Below are 17,782 nucleotides of genomic sequence, written 5' to 3'. Positions count from 1 at the left end.
ATTCTTGTAAGGCTTGTGAGGTCCCTGTGGGAGCTGGCTTGCCTGCGATTGCATCGACTCGGTACGGCTGAAGGACCGCGGTGTCTGCATCGCGGGCAAGCCCGGCTCCCACAGGAGGCTTGTTTGATCCTGGGCTACACACCCCAGCGCGGAATGTGATGACTGCCCATGGAAATACACACGTTCTTGATCTCGGCAAACACTTCAAAGCTGTACTGGCCACCCTCGCGCCCGGTGCCCGAGCCTTTCACCCCGCCAAAGGGCTGACGCAAATCGCGCACGTTCTGGCTGTTGATAAATACCATGCCCGCCTCAATACCGCGCGCCAGCCGATGAGCCTTACCGATGTCCTGGGTCCAGATATAGGACGCCAGCCCGTATTCGGTGTCGTTGGCCAGTTGCAGCGCTTCGGCTTCGTCCTTGAACGGGATCAGGCACACCACCGGACCAAAGATTTCTTCCTGGGCGATGCGCATCCGGTTGTTCACATCGGCAAACACCGTCGGCTGGATAAACTGGCCGCGGCTCAGGTGCGCCGGCAAGTTGGCCGGGCGCTCCAGGCCGCCGGCCAGCAGTGTGGCGCCTTCCTCCAGACCGATCTTGATGTAGCCGGTGACCTTGTCGTAATGGGCCTGGGTGATCATCGAACCGACCTGGGTCTTGGGGTCCTGCGGGTCGCCTACGATCAGGCGCTTGGCCCGCGCCGCGAACTCGGCGACAAATTGCGGGTAGACGCTTTCCTGAATAAAGATCCGGCTACCGGCGGTGCACCGCTCGCCGTTCAGGGAGAAGATCGTGAACAGTGCGGCGTCGAGGGCGCGCTCCAGGTCGGCGTCTTCAAAAATCAGCACCGGCGACTTGCCGCCCAGCTCCATGGAGTACTTTTTCAGGCCGGCGGTCTGCATGATTTTCTTGCCAGTGGCAGTGCCGCCGGTAAAGGAAATCGCCCGTACATCCGGATGGCGTACCAGTGCATCACCAGCGGTCGCGCCGTAGCCCTGGATCACATTGAGCACGCCGTTGGGGATCCCGGCTTCCACCGCCAGGCGTCCCAGTTCATTGGCGGTCAGTGGCGACAGCTCCGACATTTTCAATACGGCGGTATTGCCCAGCGCCAGGCACGGCGCGGTCTTCCAGGTGGCGGTCATGAACGGCACGTTCCATGGCGACACCAACCCGCACACGCCTACCGGCTGGTACAGGGTGTAGTTGAGCATCTGGTCATCCACCGGATAACTGTGGCCGTCCATGCGGGTGCAGACTTCGGCGAAAAAGTCGAAGTTGTGCGAGGCCCGTGGGATCAGCACGTTTTTGGTCTGGTGGATCGGCAAACCGGTGTCGAGGGTTTCCAGCTCGGCCAGGCGTGGCACGTTCTGCTCAATCAATTCGCCGAGCTTGCGCATCAAGCGTGCGCGCTCCCTGGCCGGGGTGTTGGCCCACTTGGGAAACGCCTCCTTGGCTGCCGCCACGGCTTGTGCGACTTCATCGGCACCACCGCTGGCGACTTCGCCGATGGCCTCGCCGGTGGCCGGGTTGTAGTTGATGAATACGTCTTTGCTCTCGACCTCACGGCCGTTGATCCAGTGTTTGATCATGGTGCTCAAGCCTCTTTGCGCACGGAGAAAAACTCCGTCTCACTGACAATACGGTTGACCAGGCGGCCCACGCCTTCGACTTCCACCACCACCTCATCGCCCGGCACCACATCGGCCAGGCCCTCGGGCGTGCCGGTGGCGATCATGTCGCCGGGTTGCAGGGTCATGAAGCTGGACAGGTATTCGATGAGGTAGGGGATATCGAAAATCATGTCTTGGGTGCTGCCTTCCTGGCGCAGCTCGCCGTTGATCCAGGTGCGCAACTTCAGGTTGCCTGGGTCGGGCACATCGGCCACGTCGACGATCCAGGGGCCCACCGGGGTGGTGGCGTCGCGGTTTTTAACCCGCAGGTTGGGGCGGTAGTAGTTTTCCAGGTAGTCGCGGATCGCGTAGTCGTTGCACACCGTGTAACCGGCCAGGTAGTCCAGGGCGTCGGCGCGCTTGACGTTGCGCGCGGTCTTGCCGATCACCGCCACCAGTTCGCACTCGTAGTGCATGTAGGCGACGTTGTCCGGGCGCCAGGTGACTTGGCGGTGACCGGTGTAGGTGCCGACCGACTTGATAAAGGCCAGCGGTTCGGTCGGCGGTGTGAAGGCCAGTTCGGCGGCGTGATCGGCGTAGTTCAAGCCCAGGGCGAACATGTTGCCGGTGGCGGGCGGCAGCCATTGCACCTGATCTTCGGCAAGCCGCCGGCCATCGCTGAGGCGCACGCTGTGATCGTCGTCTACCTGCACGGCATGGATCTGACCTTCAAAACGGATACGTGCGCGCTTCATGCCAGTGCCTCCGCCTGAACGATATTGAGCAGGCGGCCGACGCCAGTGATTTCAACTTCAACACGATCACCCGGCTGCACATCCACGCGGCCCTCCGGTGTACCGGTGATCAGCACGTCACCGGGATGCAGGGTCATGAACTCGCTGATCTCGGCGATCAATTGTGGGATGTCGCGCACCCAATGGGCGGTGGAGTTTTGCTGGCGCAGCTCGCCATTGACGAAGAGCTTGAGGGCCAGCTCGTTGGGGTTGGCCACTTGATCCCGCTCAATCACTTGCGGGCCCAAGGCGCAAAACCCATCGCGGCATTTGGCTTTGACGGCAGGGCGGTAATAGCTGTCTTCCGGCAGGCTGAATTCGTTGACCACCACATACCCGGCCACATGGGCCATGGCATTGTCCAGGCTGACGCGGCTGGCGCGCTGGCCGATCACCACGCCCAGCGCCGGGCCCGGTTGCAGGCGCTCGCCTGCAGGCTGCAACACCACGCCGCCATGGGCATTACGGGTGTTGGGCGTCTTGATGAACAACACTGGCTTGGTTGGCGGCTTCTGGTAGGGCGCCTGCTCGAAGGCGGCGAGATGTTGGTCCAGCAGGCCCTGGTAGTTCAGCGCAACGCCGAACAGGGTGCCGCTGGCAACATCATGCAGGGTACGGCTCATGCGTTTCTCCTGGCGGTGACGACGGCTGCATAGGCAGTTCGTTAAGTTGTTAACTTTATAATTAATATGTTAACTACCGTCAAGCGTGGCACACTCCGATGGCATCACAACAACAAGAGGAGGGCGACGTGCAGCCGATTCCCAACATCAACCTCGGGCAGGTCTACGACCAGCGTTACAGCGATGCCGAGGTGCATTACGACAAGCTGGGCAACCTGGCAGGTTTTTTCGGGCGCAATATGGCCGTGCATCGCCATGACCGATTTTTCCAGGTGCATTACGTCAAGAGTGGCGCGGTGCGGGTGTATCTGGACGACCGCCAGTACGTCGAAGCAGGGCCGATGTTTTTCCTCACGCCGCCCACGGTGGCCCACGCCTTCGTCACCGAAGCCGATGCCGACGGGCATGTGCTGACGGTGCGCCAGCAGCTGGTGTGGGGCTTGATCGACGCCGACCCCAGCCTCGCCTCCGGGGCTGCGTGTGTCGCGCTGGGTGCCGACGCCGAAGGGCTGGACCAGCTTTTCGAAGAACTGTGCGGCGAGATCAACGCCGAACGGGCAGGCCGCGCAGCCGCCCTCGACAGCCTGACGCGCTTGATCATGATCCGCCTGCTGCGCCTGTGCGCCCACGCCCTGCCGGCACGGCCGACGGCCCATGAAGACCTGCGGATTTTTCACCGCTTCAACGAACTGATCGAAGCCCATTACCTGGAGCATTGGCCGCTGGCGCGTTATGCCCAGGCCATCGGCGTGACCCAGGCACGCCTCAATGAGGTGTGCCGACGCATCGCCGACCTGCCCTCCAAGCGCCTGATTCTTGAACGCCTGATGCAAGAGGCCAAACGCCTGCTGTTGTTTACCGGCAGCTCCGCAAATGAAATCTGTTACCAGCTGGGGTTCAAGGACCCGGCGTATTTCAGCCGGTTTTTCCTGCGGTATGCGCAGATGACGCCGGGGGAGTATCGGTTGCGGCAGTCGGCGTTGCGTTGACGCGCCACGCCCCACCCAACGCCGTATACAAGTTCACCTCCGCCACCAGCTGCGCCAGCCTGTCCACGATCAACGCCTGTTGCGAGCTGAACAACGCCCGCTGCGCATCGAGGAACGTCAGGTTGCTGTCCACGCCGCTGCGGTAGCGGTGCTGGGCCAGGTCGTAATAGTTCTGGTTGGCGGCAACGAAATCCCGTTGCGCATCCAGTTGGTCGTTGAAGGTCTGGCGAGCGGCAAGGCCGTCGGCCACTTCCTGGAAGGCGCTCTGGATGGACTTTTCGTACTGGGCCACCGTGATGTCCTTCTGCAACTTGGCGTAATCGAGGCTGGCACGCAGGCTGCCGGCGTTGAAGATCGGCAGGTTGATTTGCGGCTGGAAGGTCCAGGTGCCCGAGCCGCCCTTGAACAGACCCGACAGCTCCTTGCTGGTGCTGCCGGCATTGGCCGTGAGGGTCACGGACGGAAAGAACGCAGCACGGGCGGCGCCGATATTGGCGTTGGCCGCCTGCAACTGGTATTCGGCCTGGAGGATATCCGGGCGGCGTTGCAGCAGGTCGGAGGGCAACCCGGCGGGGACGCGGGCGACCAGGTCATCGGCCAGCGGGCGAGCGGGCAGATGCTCATCCACCGGGCCGCCCACCAGCAGCACGAGGTTGTTAAGGTCCTGGGCGACCTGGCGTTCATAGCGTGCGACGCTGGCGCGGGTGCTTTCCACTGCGGTACGGGCTTGCACCACCTCCAGCGCCGAAGCTTTGCCTGCGTTTTTGCTGCGGCTGGTCAGTTGCCAGCTGTGGTCGTTGGCCACCAGGGTTTGCTCGGCCAGGGCCAGTAGTTCCTGATCGGCGCGCCAGGTCAGGTAGGCGTTGGCCACGTTTGCCACCAGGCTCAATTGCGCACTGCGTCGGGCTTCTTCGGTGCCCAGGTAAGTCAGCAGCGCCTGTTCGCTGAGGCTGCGCACGCGGCCGAACAGGTCCAGCTCATAAGCGCTCAGGCCCAAGGTGGCGGAATAGTTGGAGGTGATCGCCGATTTGCCGGTGCCTGTCACGTTACCCGGCAATTTCTGACGCTTGCCGGCACCGCTGGCGGAGATCGCCGGGAACAGGTCGGCGCGCTGTATACGATACTGCGCCTGGAACGCCTCTACATTCAGGGCGGCTACCCGCAGGTCGCGGTTGTTGACCAGGGCATCGGCAATCAACCGTTGCAGCGCCGGGTCGTGGAACAGCTGCTGCCAATCCGGATTCTGCGTCAGGTCGCCGGCCTGCGCCAGGCTGTACACGCCGCCTTGAGGAAACTGCGCAGGCGTCGGCGCTGCTGGCCGCTGATACTCGGGGATCAGCGAACAGCCACTGAGCGTCCACGCCACCCCGACGCAGCAAAGCATCCGTTTGTTCATCAGGCACCCACCATCCATTTGGCCAGGCCATGCCGGCCGCTCACGCCCAGCTTGGCGGCGGCGCGCTTGAGGTAGGTTTCGATCGAGCTGTTTTTCACACTGAGTTTTTCCGCGATCTGCGGCACGGTGCCGCCGGTCAGCAGGCCGAGGCACACTTCCTGCTCACGCGCCGAAAGGGTGATATCGCTCAGAGCCAGGCGCTTGTAGAACTCGCGCTGCAATTGCGATTGTTCCAGCAGGGTGTGGGCCGGCTCAATCTCGGCGTGCGGCACCTGGCGCAGCAGTTGCGCGTGCCGCTCCATCAACGGCAACAGGGTGTCCGACAAGCACTTGAGAAACGACAACTCAGCCAGGGAAAACCCACGCTGAGTTGGCGGCCGGTAGAACGAAATCACACAGCGTCGGTTCCCTTGGCGCGATACCAGGTTGCACTGGTGCGAACTGCCCAATGGGTGCGCGCTGTTGGCCTTGGCTTTCATCTGGATCAACAACGGGTCTTGCATGCGCAGCATTTCGCGCATCAGCGGGTGGTCGTTCAACGGGTGCAGTGTCTGGGGTACAGACAACTCCTTTTTCAGCCCGGCGCTGCCCAGCAGCTTGATGTCGAGCACGCGGTCGCGCAGCTCATCGAGCGTCCATTCGCTGAGGTCCACCAGGTGAATCGGCACCCATTTGTCTACCAGGTGCAACATGTCTGCGGCGAAGCGTTCATGGCCGCTATTTGAAATCAACTCGCCCATTTCGGCATAAAAATGCGGGCCCTGTGTGTCGCCAATACTGCGGGTCAGACTCATAGCCATTTCATCCTTGATGTCGAAAACCGTCTGCGGAGGCTCCGGGCTGCGGCGGGGCGATCCGTACTGCTTGAACGTAACTCGGCGTTCGAGATTTTATTTAGCCATATGGATTTGTCCTACGTATGTAGCGGAAACGAGGGACACAAGCTGCCATAAAATCTGCGTCATTATTCCGACGTTTCTGGTCAATAAAACCGGCAACGAACGCTCGCAAGGTATTTTTAGGTTTAAGTAACTGGATGATATTTAAAGTAAAAGTCTAAATTCTTGCAGAGGTTCAAAGTGCCAGCATCGGCCATGTATAGCCAATTTCCTACAGCGCTTTAATCGTTTCAGCAGTGAACGACCCACCAAGCCCGTTCCATCCATTTGAATGTCCGGGTTTCGGGTGACAGACGCCTGCGGCCCCCCCATGCTCAAATCCGGCAAATTCGGCGTAATGGGCCACCCTGCGCGGCCAGTGCCTGACCTCCATGAGAAGGATCTTATGCAGTATTCCTCCCGCCAGCCGGCCAGCTTCCCCCTCACTGCCGCCCAACAGGACATTTGGCTTGATCAGATGCGCGTGGGCGATTCGCCGCTGTATAACATTGGCGGCTATCTGGATGTTGCCGGCCCAGTGATGCCTGAGCGCATCCAGCAGGCCGTAGCGCAGCTGGTGTCCAGACACGATGCGTTGCGCATTCAATTGCATACCGACGCCGAAGGGCTGGCGCGGCAAACCTTCGCTTCGGCACTGCCGGTGGACGTGGCCTTGCATGACTTCGCGGCGTTACCCGACCCGTGCGCCGCGAGCCGGGCCCTGATGCAGGCGCAAATGGCCCGACCGTTCATGATGAGCGGCGCGCCGCTGGTGCGCGTCCTGCTGGTCAAACTCGACGACGACCACTACCACCTCGGTATCCAGGCTCACCACCTGATTCTCGACGGCTGGGGCTTCGGCCAGTTGGTGCAGTCCCTCGCGCAGTTGTATACCGCCCTGGAGCAAGGCCGGCACGTGGAGCCGTTCGCACCGTCCTATATCGACTTTATCGACACCGACCAGCACTACCTGCACTCGGCCCGTTACGCCCGTGACCGTGACTATTGGCTGGACAAGTTCCAGGTACTGCCCGAGCCACTGCTGACGCCGAAGCAAACCACCAAGGCGTCGAGCAACACCTTCCTGGAAGGCTTTGCGGTGGCGCTGCTCAACCGTATGGAGCAGGTCGCCAACCGCTGCCAGGCGTCGGCTTTTCATGTGTTGCTGGCGGCGATGTATGTGTATTTCAGCCGCACCAGTCAACGCCAGGAATGGGTAGTGGGGCTGCCGATTCTCAACCGCTCCAACGCGCGTTTTCGCGCCACCGTCGGCATGTTTGCCCAGGTCAGTGCGGTGCGTTTTCAGTTCAGCGAGGGGTTGCCTTTTGGTGAGCTGGTGCGCGGCATACGCGATCAGCTCAAGCAGGATTTCCGCCATCAGCGCTTCCCATTAAGCGAGATGAACCGTGAGCTTGGCCTGCGACGAACCGATCGCGGGCAGTTGTTCGACCTGTCGGTGTCGTTCGAGCAGGACGACCATGACCTGCGCTTCGGTCAGGTGCAGGCGCGTGCCATCAAGGTGTCCAACCACCATGAGGCATTGCCGATCGCCATTCACCTGCGCAGCAACCGCTACCAGGACAGTGCGTGGCTGCATTGCGTCTACAACGAGGCGTACTTCCAGCACGACGACGTCCAGGCGATGGCGCGCGGCTTCACCTGGCTATTGGAGCAAGGGCTGGAAGACCCCTCGTTGCCGGTCGGTGAGTTTTCCATGCTGGCGCCTGAAGCTCAGGCTCGGCTGCGGCACTGGAACGCCACCGCGCAGCCCAACGCACTGCCGCAAACCTTGCACCGGCGGATTGAAGCGCAAGCCGCACACACGCCCGACGCCATTGCCGCGGTGTATCAGGGCCATCAGCTGACCTACGCCCACCTCAACCGTCAGGCCAATGCCCTGGCGCATCAACTATTGGCACACGGCGTACAGCCGGATGATCGCGTGGCCGTGCTGGCCCGACGTGGGCTGGACACATTGGCGGGGTTGTTGGCAGTGCTCAAATCCGGCGCCTGCTACGTGCCGCTGGATCCGGCCCATCCGGCTGAACGCCTGGACTACCTGCTGCAAGACAGTGCGCCTGTGGCAATCCTGACCCAACAGAATTTGCGCCAGCGCTTGCCTGTCTCCACGGTGCCAGTGATCGCGCTGGAGCAGGTCACCTCGCACATCGACAGTAACCCCGAGGTTGCGGTCTCGCCGTCGAACCTGGCCTATGTGATTTACACCTCCGGCTCCACCGGCTTGCCCAAGGGTGTGATGGTGGAGCACCACAGCGTATCGAACCTGGTGGACTGGCACTGCCGGGCGTTCGACCTGCACGCGGGCAGCCATACCGCCAGCGTCGCCGGCTTTGGTTTTGATGCCATGGCCTGGGAAGTCTGGCCGGCGTTATGCGTGGGTGCAACGCTGCACCTGCCACCGGCCCACGACGGTGCGGAAAATATCGATGCGCTGCTCGACTGGTGGCGCGCGCAGCCATTGGACGTGTGTTTCCTGCCCACGCCTGTGGCCGAATACGCCTTCAGCCAGCAGCTTGGGCATCCCACCTTGCGCACCTTGCTGATTGGCGGCGATCGCCTGCGCACGTTCACCCAGGCGCAGACATTTGAACTGATCAACAACTACGGCCCTACCGAAGCCACCGTGGTTGCCACCTCTGGAGCCGTTGAGGTGGGCCAGCCGCTGCACATCGGCGCGCCGGTCGCCAACGCCCAGGTCTATCTGCTGGATGCGCAACAACGCCCGGTGCCGATTGGCGCAGTGGGGGAGTTGTATGTGGGCGGCAAGGGCGTGGCGCGGGGGTATCTGAACCGACCTGAACTGAATGCCGAACGCTTCCTGGACGACCCTTTCAACGGCGCGCGTATGTACCGCACCGGCGATCTGGCGCGCTGGCTGTCGGACGGCAATCTTGAGTACCTGGGACGCAACGACGACCAGGTAAAAATCCGCGGTGTACGCATCGAACTGGGGGAAATCGAATCGGCCCTGGCCGCCCACCCGGTGATCAAGGACGCGGTAGTGCAGTTTCGCCAAGGGCAATTGCTGGCCTGGTTTATCCCGCGTGAGCCAGTCGAGATTCAAACCCTGCGCGCCCATTTGCAGGCCTCGTTACCTGACTATATGGTGCCGGCGGCCTATGTCCGCCTTGAGGCGTTGCCCCTGACCGCCAATGGCAAGCTCGACCGCAAAGCCTTGCCCGCACCCAGCCAGGAAGCCTTTGTCACTCGCCGCTTCGAAGCAGCGCAGGCCGGTGTGGAAGCTACCCTTGCGCAGATCTGGGCCGAGTTGCTGCACGTGCAGCAAGTAGGGCGCCACGACCATTTCTTCGAGTTGGGCGGGCATTCGCTGTTGGCGGTGCAACTGGTGCAGCGCATGCGCCAGGCCGGCCTGCGTGCCGATGTGCAGGTGCTGTTCGGCCAGCCAACGTTGGCGGCGCTGGCGGCAGCGTGTGGCGGTAATGAAATAGCGGTGCCAGACAATCGAATCCCGCCAGGCTGTACGCATATCAGTACCGATCTGCTCGCCTTGGCCGAGCTGGATCAAGCCAGCCTCGACCGCATCGTCGCAAGCATCCCTGGTGGCGCAGCGAATGTGCAGGAAATCTACCCGCTGGCGCCGTTGCAGGAAGGCTTGCTTTATCACCACATCACCGATGCGCACGACCCGTATCAGCAACAGGCTCTGTTCAGCTTTGCGCGCCGCGAGCAACTGGATGCCTTCGCCCACGCCCTGCAGCAAGTGATCGACCGCCATGACATCCTGCGCACCAGCCTGGTGTGGGATGCCCTTGAACAACCGATGCAGGTGGTGTGGCGAAAAGCGCGGTTGCGGGTCGAACCGCTGCGCGAGCCGGCTCAACCGCTGGACTTGCGCCAGGCGCCGCTGATGGCCCTGGACTACGCCGATGAACCTCACCATCAGCGCTGGATCGCCAGGCTGCGCTTTCATCACCTGGTCAACGATGCCACTTCGACCACCCTGTTGGTGGACGAGATCCGCGCCCATCTGCTCGGCCAACAGGCGCAACTGCCCGTGCCGGTGCCGTACCGCAATGTGGTGGCGCAAGCCCGATCAGCCGTGCGCCAGGCTGCGCACGAGGCGTTCTTTCGCCAGCAGTTGGCAGAGGTGGATGAGCCGACCCTGGCGTTTGGCGTGCAGGAGCGCCAGGCCAAGCGTGCCGAGACCGAAGAAGCCGAACGCCTGCTCAATGACGCGCTCAACCTGCGCCTGCGCAGCCAGGCCCGCGCTCTTGGCGTGAGCGCCGCGAGCCTGTTCCACCTGGCCTGGGCCCAGGTGCTCAGCCGGGTGGCGAGCCGCGACGATGTGGTGTTCGGCACCGTACTGCTTGGCCGCTTGCAAGCCGGCGAGGGTGCCGAGCGGGCGTTGGGCATGTTCATCAACACCTTGCCGCTGCGCCTGCGCCTGGTCGGGCAAAACGTGGTGGATGCACTGCACGACACCCACACACAACTGAGCGCCTTGCTCGCTCATGAACAAGCCTCCCTGGCGTTGGCCCAGCGTTGCAGCGGCGTGTCACCGCTGTTCAACAGCCTGCTCAATTACCGCCACACCTCGGCCGATCCCGAACTGAAACTGGTACCGGGCATGGCCTTGCTCAACAGTGAAGATATCCTCAGTTACCCGCTGATGTTGACGGTGGATGACGTGGCCAGCGGTTTCCGGCTCAAAGCCAAGGCGCCGTGCACCGTGGGTGCCGAGCGGGTCCTGAGCTACTTTGACACGGTGCTCAATGGCCTGGTGGATGCGCTTGAGCAGGCGCCGAAAATGCCGCTTCGGGACATACAGGTGTTGCCCGCCAGCGAGTTGCACACCCAGTTGTCAGGCTTCAACGCCACCGCCACGGACTACCCGCAAACCCTCACCGTCCAGGCGTTGTTCGAAGCCCATGCGCGGGACATTCCCGATGCCATCGCGGTACAGGCCGGCGAACAGCAACTGACCTATCGCGAACTCAACGAGCGCGCCAACCAACTGGCCTTTCATCTGCGCGAGCGTGGTGTACGGCCCGACTCGCGGGTGGCACTGTGTGTGGAGCGCGGGTTGGAGCTGGTGGTGGGGTTATTGGCCATTCTCAAGGCGGGCGGTGCCTATGTGCCCCTCGACCCGGGCTACCCACGCGAACGCCTGGCCTACATGCTCGCCGACAGCCAGCCGGTGGCGCTGCTGGTACACGGCGCTACCCGCGAAGTGCCGGGCGAGGTTGCAATCCCCGTGATCGACTTCGACCACTGCACCTGGAGCCAGGCGCCGACCGACAATCCGTCGGTACCGGGTTTGAGCGTCGCCAACCTGGCTTACGTGATGTACACCTCGGGCTCCACCGGCATCCCCAAGGGCGTGATGATCGAACATCGCGGCCTGGGTAACCTGCTGCACTGGGGCTCGCAATTGTGCCCCGACGCCGCAGGCGGCGCCTTGTTGCAGCGCGCGCCATTCAGCTTTGACGGTTCGGTGTGGGAACTGTTCTGGCCATTGAGCAACGGTATGCGCCTGGTGCTGGCGCGGCCCGATGGTCATCGTGAACCTGCGTATCTGGCCCAGTTGATTCGCGAGCAGCAGATCAGCGTGATCAAGTTTGTGCCGGCGATGTTGCAGCAGTTTCTTGAGCTGGACGAGTCGGCCCTGTGCACCAGCCTCACCGATGTGTTGTGCGGCGGCGGCGAACTGACCGAAGCCCTGGCCCGTGGTGTGCAGGCGCGCTTGCCCAAGGTGCGCTTGCACAACGTCTACGGCCCTACCGAAGCCACGGTCGACAGCAGCGCCTGGACCCTCGAACCCGGCGCGCCAGTACCCGCGGTGCAACTGCCGATTGGCCGGCCGATCAACAATACCCGCTTGTACGTGTTGGATGCCCATGACGCACCGGTACCCATCGGCATCAGCGGTCAACTGCATATCGGTGGTGTGGGAGTAGCCCGTGGCTACCTGGGGTTGGAGCAGATGACTGCCGAGCGGTTTATCGACAACCCCTTCGTTGTCGGTGACCGCCTGTATCGCACGGGCGACCTGGTGCGCTACCTGCCGGACGGCAATCTGGAGTTCCTTGGGCGTAATGACTTCCAGGTCAAACTGCGCGGCGTGCGCCTGGAGTTGGGCGAAATCGAAGCACGCCTGAGTGCACACCCGGCGTTGCGTGAAGTGGCGGTACTGATTCGCGATGAGCGCCTGGTCGCCTACTTCACCCTGCGCGGCCAGGCGCCGAGCCTGGAAGACTTGCGCGCCCATGTACTGGATCAACTGCCGGAAGTCATGGTGCCGGCCGCCTTCGTACAACTCGACGCACTGCCCCTGAACCCTGCCGGCAAACTCGACCGCAAGGCCCTGCCGGAGCCGGGCCTGGACGCGGTGCTCAGCCGTGCCTACGAAGCGCCCCAGGGCGAAGTGGAAACCTTGATGTCCGGCATCTGGGCCGACGTACTGAAACTGGAGCGGGTAGGGCGCCACGACCACTTCTTCGAACTGGGCGGGCACTCGCTGCTGGCAGTCAACCTGGTGGCCCGCCTGCGCAAGGCCGGGCTGGAAGTGGACGCACGCACCTTGTTTAGCCAGCCAACCCTGGCGCAACTCGCCGCCAGGACCGTGGCGCAGGTCCAGCGCGTTGAAGTGCCGCAAACCGCCATTCCCGCCCTCAACCGCCGCCGGCGGATCTGAAGATTGGAATGCCTTCAATGTGTGTGGGGCGGCAGGCTATATGCTTGTAGGAGCGAGCAAGCTCGCTCCTACAGACATTGCGGCTTGCCCCCGACAGTGGGGTGTGAGCAGCAGATATATCAATTGAACCGGTACCATCGGGAGCAAGCCCCCTCCCACATTTTACGGTGTTGCCGTCAAGGGCTTCATGCACTCGATGGAGCGATCCACTGTGGTTCTGGCTATCTCCAGCAAATGCCACGCGGCCAGAATCTTCGTCCTGCAATTTAAAGAGAGATGGCTTGCTGGCCCTTTACAAACCATGACAAAACTGCCAGCAGTGACAGCTCATATTTTGGCGTAGGAAAAATCTGTCATGACGAGCGTTGATGGCTACCCTGATGAGGTTTCGCTTTTTCGGACAAGGTTGAGCTTAGTTAAATGGAGGCTCCTACTCACCACCGTAAAGGATTGCGATGAACATGGATGTCAGTCATTTTCGTCAAGAGGCAGCCAAAGTCAGACTTTCAAAAGCCGCATTTGATGAGTTGTTGTGCGCAAAGAATATAGTCGAGTCCAGTGGTCAAGATCATCGCTTCGATACAACACCTGCCTGCATCAATCCGCTTCGCTCACCCATCCTGCATGCGGAATTAAACAATATTCGAAACATGATTGACCATGAAACTCATGTGTTGATCTTGGATGGCTTTAAAGTCGATAGCCTCGCAGTCTTCAAATCACTCATTTGGACATTTGGCTCTTTGCTGGGAAAGCCAATGGTGCAGAATCATCTCGGTCATAAGGTTATTGAAGTATACGATCGGGGCGGTAAGAGTATTGAAGAGGGTGCCAGATACCACCAAACCCGGCAGGGTGCTTACGTACACAACGATGGTGTGAGTGACCCGCTACCTATCGACTATTTGATCTTGGCGTGTGGTCAGAAAGCACTGCTGGGTGGTGAGAGCATTCTGATTGATGCGAGCGCGGTCTACGCAGAGCTGATGACGTTTCCAGATGTACTGACACAGCTGAAATGCGATTTCTTTTTTGAGAATCGAGGCATGGCCGAGGATGAGACGCTGTTTAAAGCGCCCATCTTGAGTTTTTCAGACTCAGGCATTCCTTTGATCAGGTATTTTCGTGTCTACATTGAGTCGGCTCATCTGAAGGCTGGTGTCCCGTTGACCCTCGCACAAACTCAGGCGCTGAATATACTGGATGCTGTGCTCGACCAGTCTTCAGTCCAACATCGCACACTGCTTGAACCAGGGCAGGTATTGATTTCTGCCGACAACAAGTTCCTGCATACCCGCACGCATTTCATAGACAGGAATGTTCCCTGTGCGCAGATCAATGATGATGAGCGGCTGAGCGATCTCAATCGCTACATGCTACGGATGTGGTTACGCAAGCCATGATGCCTGGCTTGCCCTGCATAACTGATTCCTCCCTGTTTTCAGCAAAAGCCGAGCCCCATGGACAACTCCGATATCGCGATCACCCTGGTCTTGATCTCCGCCTTCATGCACGCCACTTGGAATGCCGTAGTACGCGCCGGAAGCAGTCGCTTTATGACTTTGGCAATGGTCGATGGCACCGCATTGCTGATCTGTCTGGCAGCGCTGCCGTTGGTTCATGTGCCAAGCCTTGAGGTGTGGGGCTATGTGCTGGTTTCCGTAGTGCTCAATACGATCTATCGATTGTTTCTGATCAAAGCTTACGAGACCGGCGATTTCGGTCAGGTTTACCCGGTCATGCGTGGTGTGCCGCCGGTACTGGTTGCGCTTTTTTCCTACTTCTTACTGCATGAGCAGCTGTCGTTTCAGGCGATGGCAGGTGTGCTGATGATTTGCGTGGGGATCATCAGCCTGACATTTGTGCGCAGGATGACGGCGCACATGCTCAAGCCGATCCTGATGGCGGTGTGCGCTGGAGCGTTCATTGCGTCCTATACGGTGGTGGACGCCAAAGGCGTGCGAGCCAGTGAGACGGTCCTGCAATACATCATTTATCTGACGGTATTCCAGAGCATCCCGATCCCGTTATTGGCGTTGATCAAGGCGCGTCCGGCATTCACCCAGGCCATCCGCTGCCACTGGCGGGTAGGAATGTTGGGAGGGGTGTTTTACCTGGCGTCCTACGGCCTGGTGTTGTTTGCGTTGTCCCTGGATGCGGTAGCCAAGGTGTCCGCGTTGCGGGAAACCAGTGTTATTATCGGCACCATTATTGCCGCACTGTTTTTTCATGAACGGTTTGGCTGGCGGCGAATGCTGTCGGCATTCGTCATTGTTGGCGGGATCATCCTGATCAAAGTGAGCAACTGATGGCCCAACGTCCGCCCCCGACCCCTATGCTTCAAGCCTTCGTGAGTGCCGCGCGGACCGGCAGTTTTGCGCGTGCCGCATCCGAGTTGAACCTCACCGCCAGCGCTATCAGTCATCAAATCGCAGGTCTGGAAGAGTGGTGGGGGGTGCAGTTGTTCGAGCGCCACTCACGGGGCGTCAAACTCACGCCGGCGGCGCAGGCACTGTTGCCGGTGGCCGAAGGTTTTTTCAAAGACCTGGATGCTGTGCTGCATTCGCTCAGTCCCGGTAAACCTCAACCGCTTTACCTCGCCTGTACGTCCTCTCTGTGCTCAACCTGGCTGATTCCCAGGATGCATGGTTCTCATGCTCACGCGTCGTTCAATCTGGATTTGGTGTTGACCAGCGCGGACATGAGCAGCAGCAGCTTGAGTGCGCATCAGTATGACGTCGCCGTGGTGATGGGGTACGGCGACTATCCGGACCACCATGTCGAGCTTTTGATGCGCGATGCGGTATTTCCTGTATGTTCGCCAGCGTTTGCGCGTATACACGGCGATATTGCCCTGGCGGATATCGCCCAGTACCCATTGATTCATCGGGTGGATGATCAAGTGTGTCCAGGGTGGGAGAGCTGGTTTGCCTTCCAGGGGCTGCAAGCACCGCCCTATCACCATGGCCCACGCTTTCCTGATTCCAGTTTGGCTATCAGCCTGGCGGTAAAAGGCGGGGGAATTGCGTTGGGCAGAACTGCACTGGTACATGACGCGTTGAAGGAGGGAGCCTTGGTTGCGCTGGAAGCTCCTGTGATGATGTCGCCGGCTGCCTATTACATCATTTGCCGAGAGGGTCGTCAGTCGGAGCCGGATATCGCTCGGTTGTTTGATTGGCTCAAGGCGCAGGCTGACGAGTTTGTGTGCGAAGTTTAAATGCACCCCGTAGGGGGCTCACGCCAAGCCTTTGCAAACAGCACCTCTTCGATTCTCAGCGTGGCATCGGAACAAACGCCACGCTCCCTCCCTCACGCTTCTGAAACAAACGCTCGCCATTATCCGATTGCGTAGTGACCACTCGATGATCCACGCCCAGAAACGCCAGCGGCATCGGGTCTTCCCTGGAATACTGCGCGATGATAATCGTGTGTTGCGGATCGAACCTTTGGCCGCTGGTCTTTTCCAGCCAGGCCATGAACGCGGCGCTGTCGCCCTGGCGGGGGTAGTCCTGGGTTTCGCTGACGTAGTAGAAGGGCTTGCCGTGGTTTTGCAGGTACATGGGCAGCTTGTTGTCGACCTCCACCAGCACCATTTGCCATTGGTCCCATGGTGCGTTTTTCACGGCTTGGGCTTGCACATCCTCGGCGAAGCGGGTCACGCCGCCGTTGCCGGTAGTCCAGGGGTAGATCACCCCCAGCACCAGCAAGAGCAGACCTGCGCTGATGCCGAAGCCTTTTTGCCAGCGCGGCCAGCTCGCCGGTTTTTTCTTTAGGCGTTCGCTCAGCCACCAGGCGGCGAGCAGTTGGGCAAAGGGCACCAGCGGCAGTACGTAGTAGCTGCGGCGGCTGCCGCTGGCGGTGAAGAATGCAAACAACAGGCCCAGGCCCCACACCAGCCAGCGCACGTTGGGTGGGGTGTGGCGCCAGTGCCGCACCGCCAGCCACAGGCCCAGTAGCCAGCAGGGGGCCCAGGGCAGGGTGTAGACCGGCAGGTAGATCAGGTAGGTGTAGATCGGGCCCATGTGATCGAAGGGATCGAAGAAACGCACCACGTTTTCCCTGAATACCAACGCCAGACCGCTCTCGCCATAAGAAGGCGCGCCGTAGCGGTGGGACAGTACGAAAGGAATCGCGTAAAACGCCGCGGCGATCAGCATGGCCAACAGCAGGCGCAGATTGAGGTGGCGTTTGTAGCGCTGCTGGCTGAGCAGGTGCGGCAGCAGCACCAGCCCAGGCAGCACAAAACCGATCAAGCCCTTGAACAGAGACGTCGCTGCCAGCAACAGGAAAAACACCGTGTAGCGCCCAAGCCTGGTGTCTTCCGGTCCGCGCCAATACCACCACACGGCTGCCAGCACGCCGCACACGGTCAGCACGTCGGCCGTGGCGACCCTGGCCCAGAACAGGAAGTAGAAGGTGGTGGCGAGCATCCAGCCGGCGATCAAGCCTGTGCCTTTGCGAAACAGCCGTTCGCCGATCAGGTACACCAGCCAGATACTCAGCCACGCTGCAATCACCGATGACAGACGCAACGACCACGGGCCAAGGCCGCCCATCAAGCTGGCGAAGCCGGTGATCAGCCAGTAGGAGGGCAGGGGTTTGTCGTAATACGGCGTGCCTTTGAGATACGGGTCGAAGTAATCACCGCTTTGCAGCATCTGCAAGGCGATGTTGGCCCAGCGCGTCTCCGGCCCCCATAGGTCGCGGCTGCCCAGGCCCAGCAGCAAAAGCAAGGCCGAGACGCCCAGCAGTAAAACCAGGGCGCCGCGTTCGGTTTTCCATAGGCTCATGGGCTGGTCCTGCAAAGGCG

At 60.9% G+C, this 17,782-nt stretch carries 11 protein-coding genes; 5 read left to right on the top strand and 6 right to left on the bottom strand.

Going from position 1 to position 17,782, the window contains the following annotated elements; all coding sequences use genetic code 11:
* Window positions 1-134 precede the first annotated feature (134 nt).
* Genes hpaE through E3O56_RS17130 form a run of 3 tightly spaced genes read right to left on the bottom strand, consistent with a single transcriptional unit; the run spans window position 135 to window position 3,033 of the window.
* On the bottom strand, window positions 135-1,595 hold the full coding sequence (gene hpaE, locus E3O56_RS17140) for a 5-carboxymethyl-2-hydroxymuconate semialdehyde dehydrogenase (RefSeq protein WP_032880382.1): 1,461 nt from the start codon (window positions 1,593-1,595) through the stop codon (window positions 135-137).
* A 5-nt stretch (window positions 1,596-1,600) separates the two neighbouring features.
* Entirely contained in the window at window positions 1,601-2,371 is a 771-nt protein-coding gene (locus E3O56_RS17135) for a fumarylacetoacetate hydrolase family protein (RefSeq protein WP_223019047.1), read from the bottom strand.
* Window positions 2,368-3,033 carry a fumarylacetoacetate hydrolase family protein gene (locus tag E3O56_RS17130; protein WP_032880387.1) on the bottom strand — a complete coding sequence of 222 codons (666 nt, stop codon included), beginning with the start codon at window positions 3,031-3,033 and terminating at the stop codon, window positions 2,368-2,370. The genes E3O56_RS17135 and E3O56_RS17130 overlap by 4 nt, the downstream gene beginning before the upstream one ends.
* A gap of 98 nt (window positions 3,034-3,131) precedes the next feature.
* On the opposite strand from E3O56_RS17130, the gene hpaA reads away from it, so the two are divergent.
* Complete coding sequence (gene hpaA / locus E3O56_RS17125; RefSeq protein ID WP_177464424.1) at window positions 3,132-4,022, top strand: 4-hydroxyphenylacetate catabolism regulatory protein HpaA; 891 nt, start codon at window positions 3,132-3,134, stop codon at window positions 4,020-4,022.
* On the opposite strand, the gene E3O56_RS17120 is transcribed toward hpaA, so the two are convergent.
* Window positions 3,949-5,418, bottom strand: coding sequence for an efflux transporter outer membrane subunit (locus E3O56_RS17120; RefSeq protein ID WP_143508466.1), 1,470 nt, complete (start codon window positions 5,416-5,418; stop codon window positions 3,949-3,951). The two genes, hpaA and E3O56_RS17120, sit on opposite strands and share 74 nt — an antisense overlap.
* Window positions 5,418-6,212 (bottom strand): helix-turn-helix transcriptional regulator, encoded by a 795-nt coding sequence (locus E3O56_RS17115; RefSeq protein ID WP_032880390.1) that lies wholly within the window; start codon window positions 6,210-6,212, stop codon window positions 5,418-5,420. Before E3O56_RS17115 ends, E3O56_RS17120 begins: the two co-directional genes overlap by 1 nt.
* A gap of 490 nt (window positions 6,213-6,702) precedes the next feature.
* Between E3O56_RS17115 and E3O56_RS17110 the strand changes: the two genes are divergently transcribed.
* The 4 genes from E3O56_RS17110 (at window position 6,703) to E3O56_RS17095 (ending at window position 16,189) form a co-directional block, all read left to right on the top strand.
* Window positions 6,703-12,972, top strand: coding sequence for a non-ribosomal peptide synthetase (locus E3O56_RS17110; RefSeq protein ID WP_248128603.1), 6,270 nt, complete (start codon window positions 6,703-6,705; stop codon window positions 12,970-12,972).
* Between the two features lie 455 nt (window positions 12,973-13,427).
* The gene (locus E3O56_RS17105; protein ID WP_248128602.1) at window positions 13,428-14,375 is read left to right on the top strand and encodes a TauD/TfdA family dioxygenase; all 948 of its coding nucleotides are present in this window, start codon (window positions 13,428-13,430) and stop codon (window positions 14,373-14,375) included.
* Window positions 14,376-14,432: 57 nt separating this feature from the next.
* Window positions 14,433-15,281, top strand: coding sequence for an EamA family transporter (locus E3O56_RS17100; RefSeq protein ID WP_148853579.1), 849 nt, complete (start codon window positions 14,433-14,435; stop codon window positions 15,279-15,281).
* A complete protein-coding gene (locus E3O56_RS17095; RefSeq protein WP_248128601.1) occupies window positions 15,281-16,189 on the top strand; it encodes a LysR substrate-binding domain-containing protein in 909 nt (302 codons plus the stop codon). Before E3O56_RS17100 ends, E3O56_RS17095 begins: the two co-directional genes overlap by 1 nt.
* Before the next feature lie 55 nt (window positions 16,190-16,244).
* Here E3O56_RS17095 and E3O56_RS17090 read toward each other — a convergent pair whose 3' ends face one another.
* Window positions 16,245-17,762 carry a glycosyltransferase family 39 protein gene (locus E3O56_RS17090; RefSeq protein ID WP_248128600.1) on the bottom strand — a complete coding sequence of 506 codons (1,518 nt, stop codon included), beginning with the start codon at window positions 17,760-17,762 and terminating at the stop codon, window positions 16,245-16,247.
* Window positions 17,763-17,782 lie beyond the last annotated feature (20 nt).

The sequence above is a fragment of the Pseudomonas sp. W2Aug9 genome, from assembly GCF_023127755.1.
Taxonomy (GTDB): domain Bacteria; phylum Pseudomonadota; class Gammaproteobacteria; order Pseudomonadales; family Pseudomonadaceae; genus Aquipseudomonas; species Aquipseudomonas synxantha_A.
Note: the sequence above shows the minus strand (reverse complement) of the source record. Positions and strands in the feature narration are given on the sequence as shown.

Excerpts from the sequence above, each read along its gene's own strand:
- hpaE (WP_032880382.1), bottom strand. The coding sequence starts at position 1,595 with ATGATCAAACACTGGATCAACGGCCGTGAGGTCGAGAGCAAAGACGTA.
- E3O56_RS17135 (WP_223019047.1), bottom strand. The coding sequence starts at position 2,371 with ATGAAGCGCGCACGTATCCGTTTTGAAGGTCAGATCCATGCCGTGCAG.
- E3O56_RS17130 (WP_032880387.1), bottom strand. The coding sequence starts at position 3,033 with ATGAGCCGTACCCTGCATGATGTTGCCAGCGGCACCCTGTTCGGCGTT.
- hpaA (WP_177464424.1), top strand. The coding sequence starts at position 3,132 with ATGGCATCACAACAACAAGAGGAGGGCGACGTGCAGCCGATTCCCAAC.
- E3O56_RS17120 (WP_143508466.1), bottom strand. The coding sequence starts at position 5,418 with ATGAACAAACGGATGCTTTGCTGCGTCGGGGTGGCGTGGACGCTCAGT.
- E3O56_RS17115 (WP_032880390.1), bottom strand. The coding sequence starts at position 6,212 with ATGAGTCTGACCCGCAGTATTGGCGACACACAGGGCCCGCATTTTTAT.
- E3O56_RS17110 (WP_248128603.1), top strand. The coding sequence starts at position 6,703 with ATGCAGTATTCCTCCCGCCAGCCGGCCAGCTTCCCCCTCACTGCCGCC.
- E3O56_RS17105 (WP_248128602.1), top strand. The coding sequence starts at position 13,428 with ATGAACATGGATGTCAGTCATTTTCGTCAAGAGGCAGCCAAAGTCAGA.
- E3O56_RS17100 (WP_148853579.1), top strand. The coding sequence starts at position 14,433 with ATGGACAACTCCGATATCGCGATCACCCTGGTCTTGATCTCCGCCTTC.
- E3O56_RS17095 (WP_248128601.1), top strand. The coding sequence starts at position 15,281 with ATGGCCCAACGTCCGCCCCCGACCCCTATGCTTCAAGCCTTCGTGAGT.
- E3O56_RS17090 (WP_248128600.1), bottom strand. The coding sequence starts at position 17,762 with ATGAGCCTATGGAAAACCGAACGCGGCGCCCTGGTTTTACTGCTGGGC.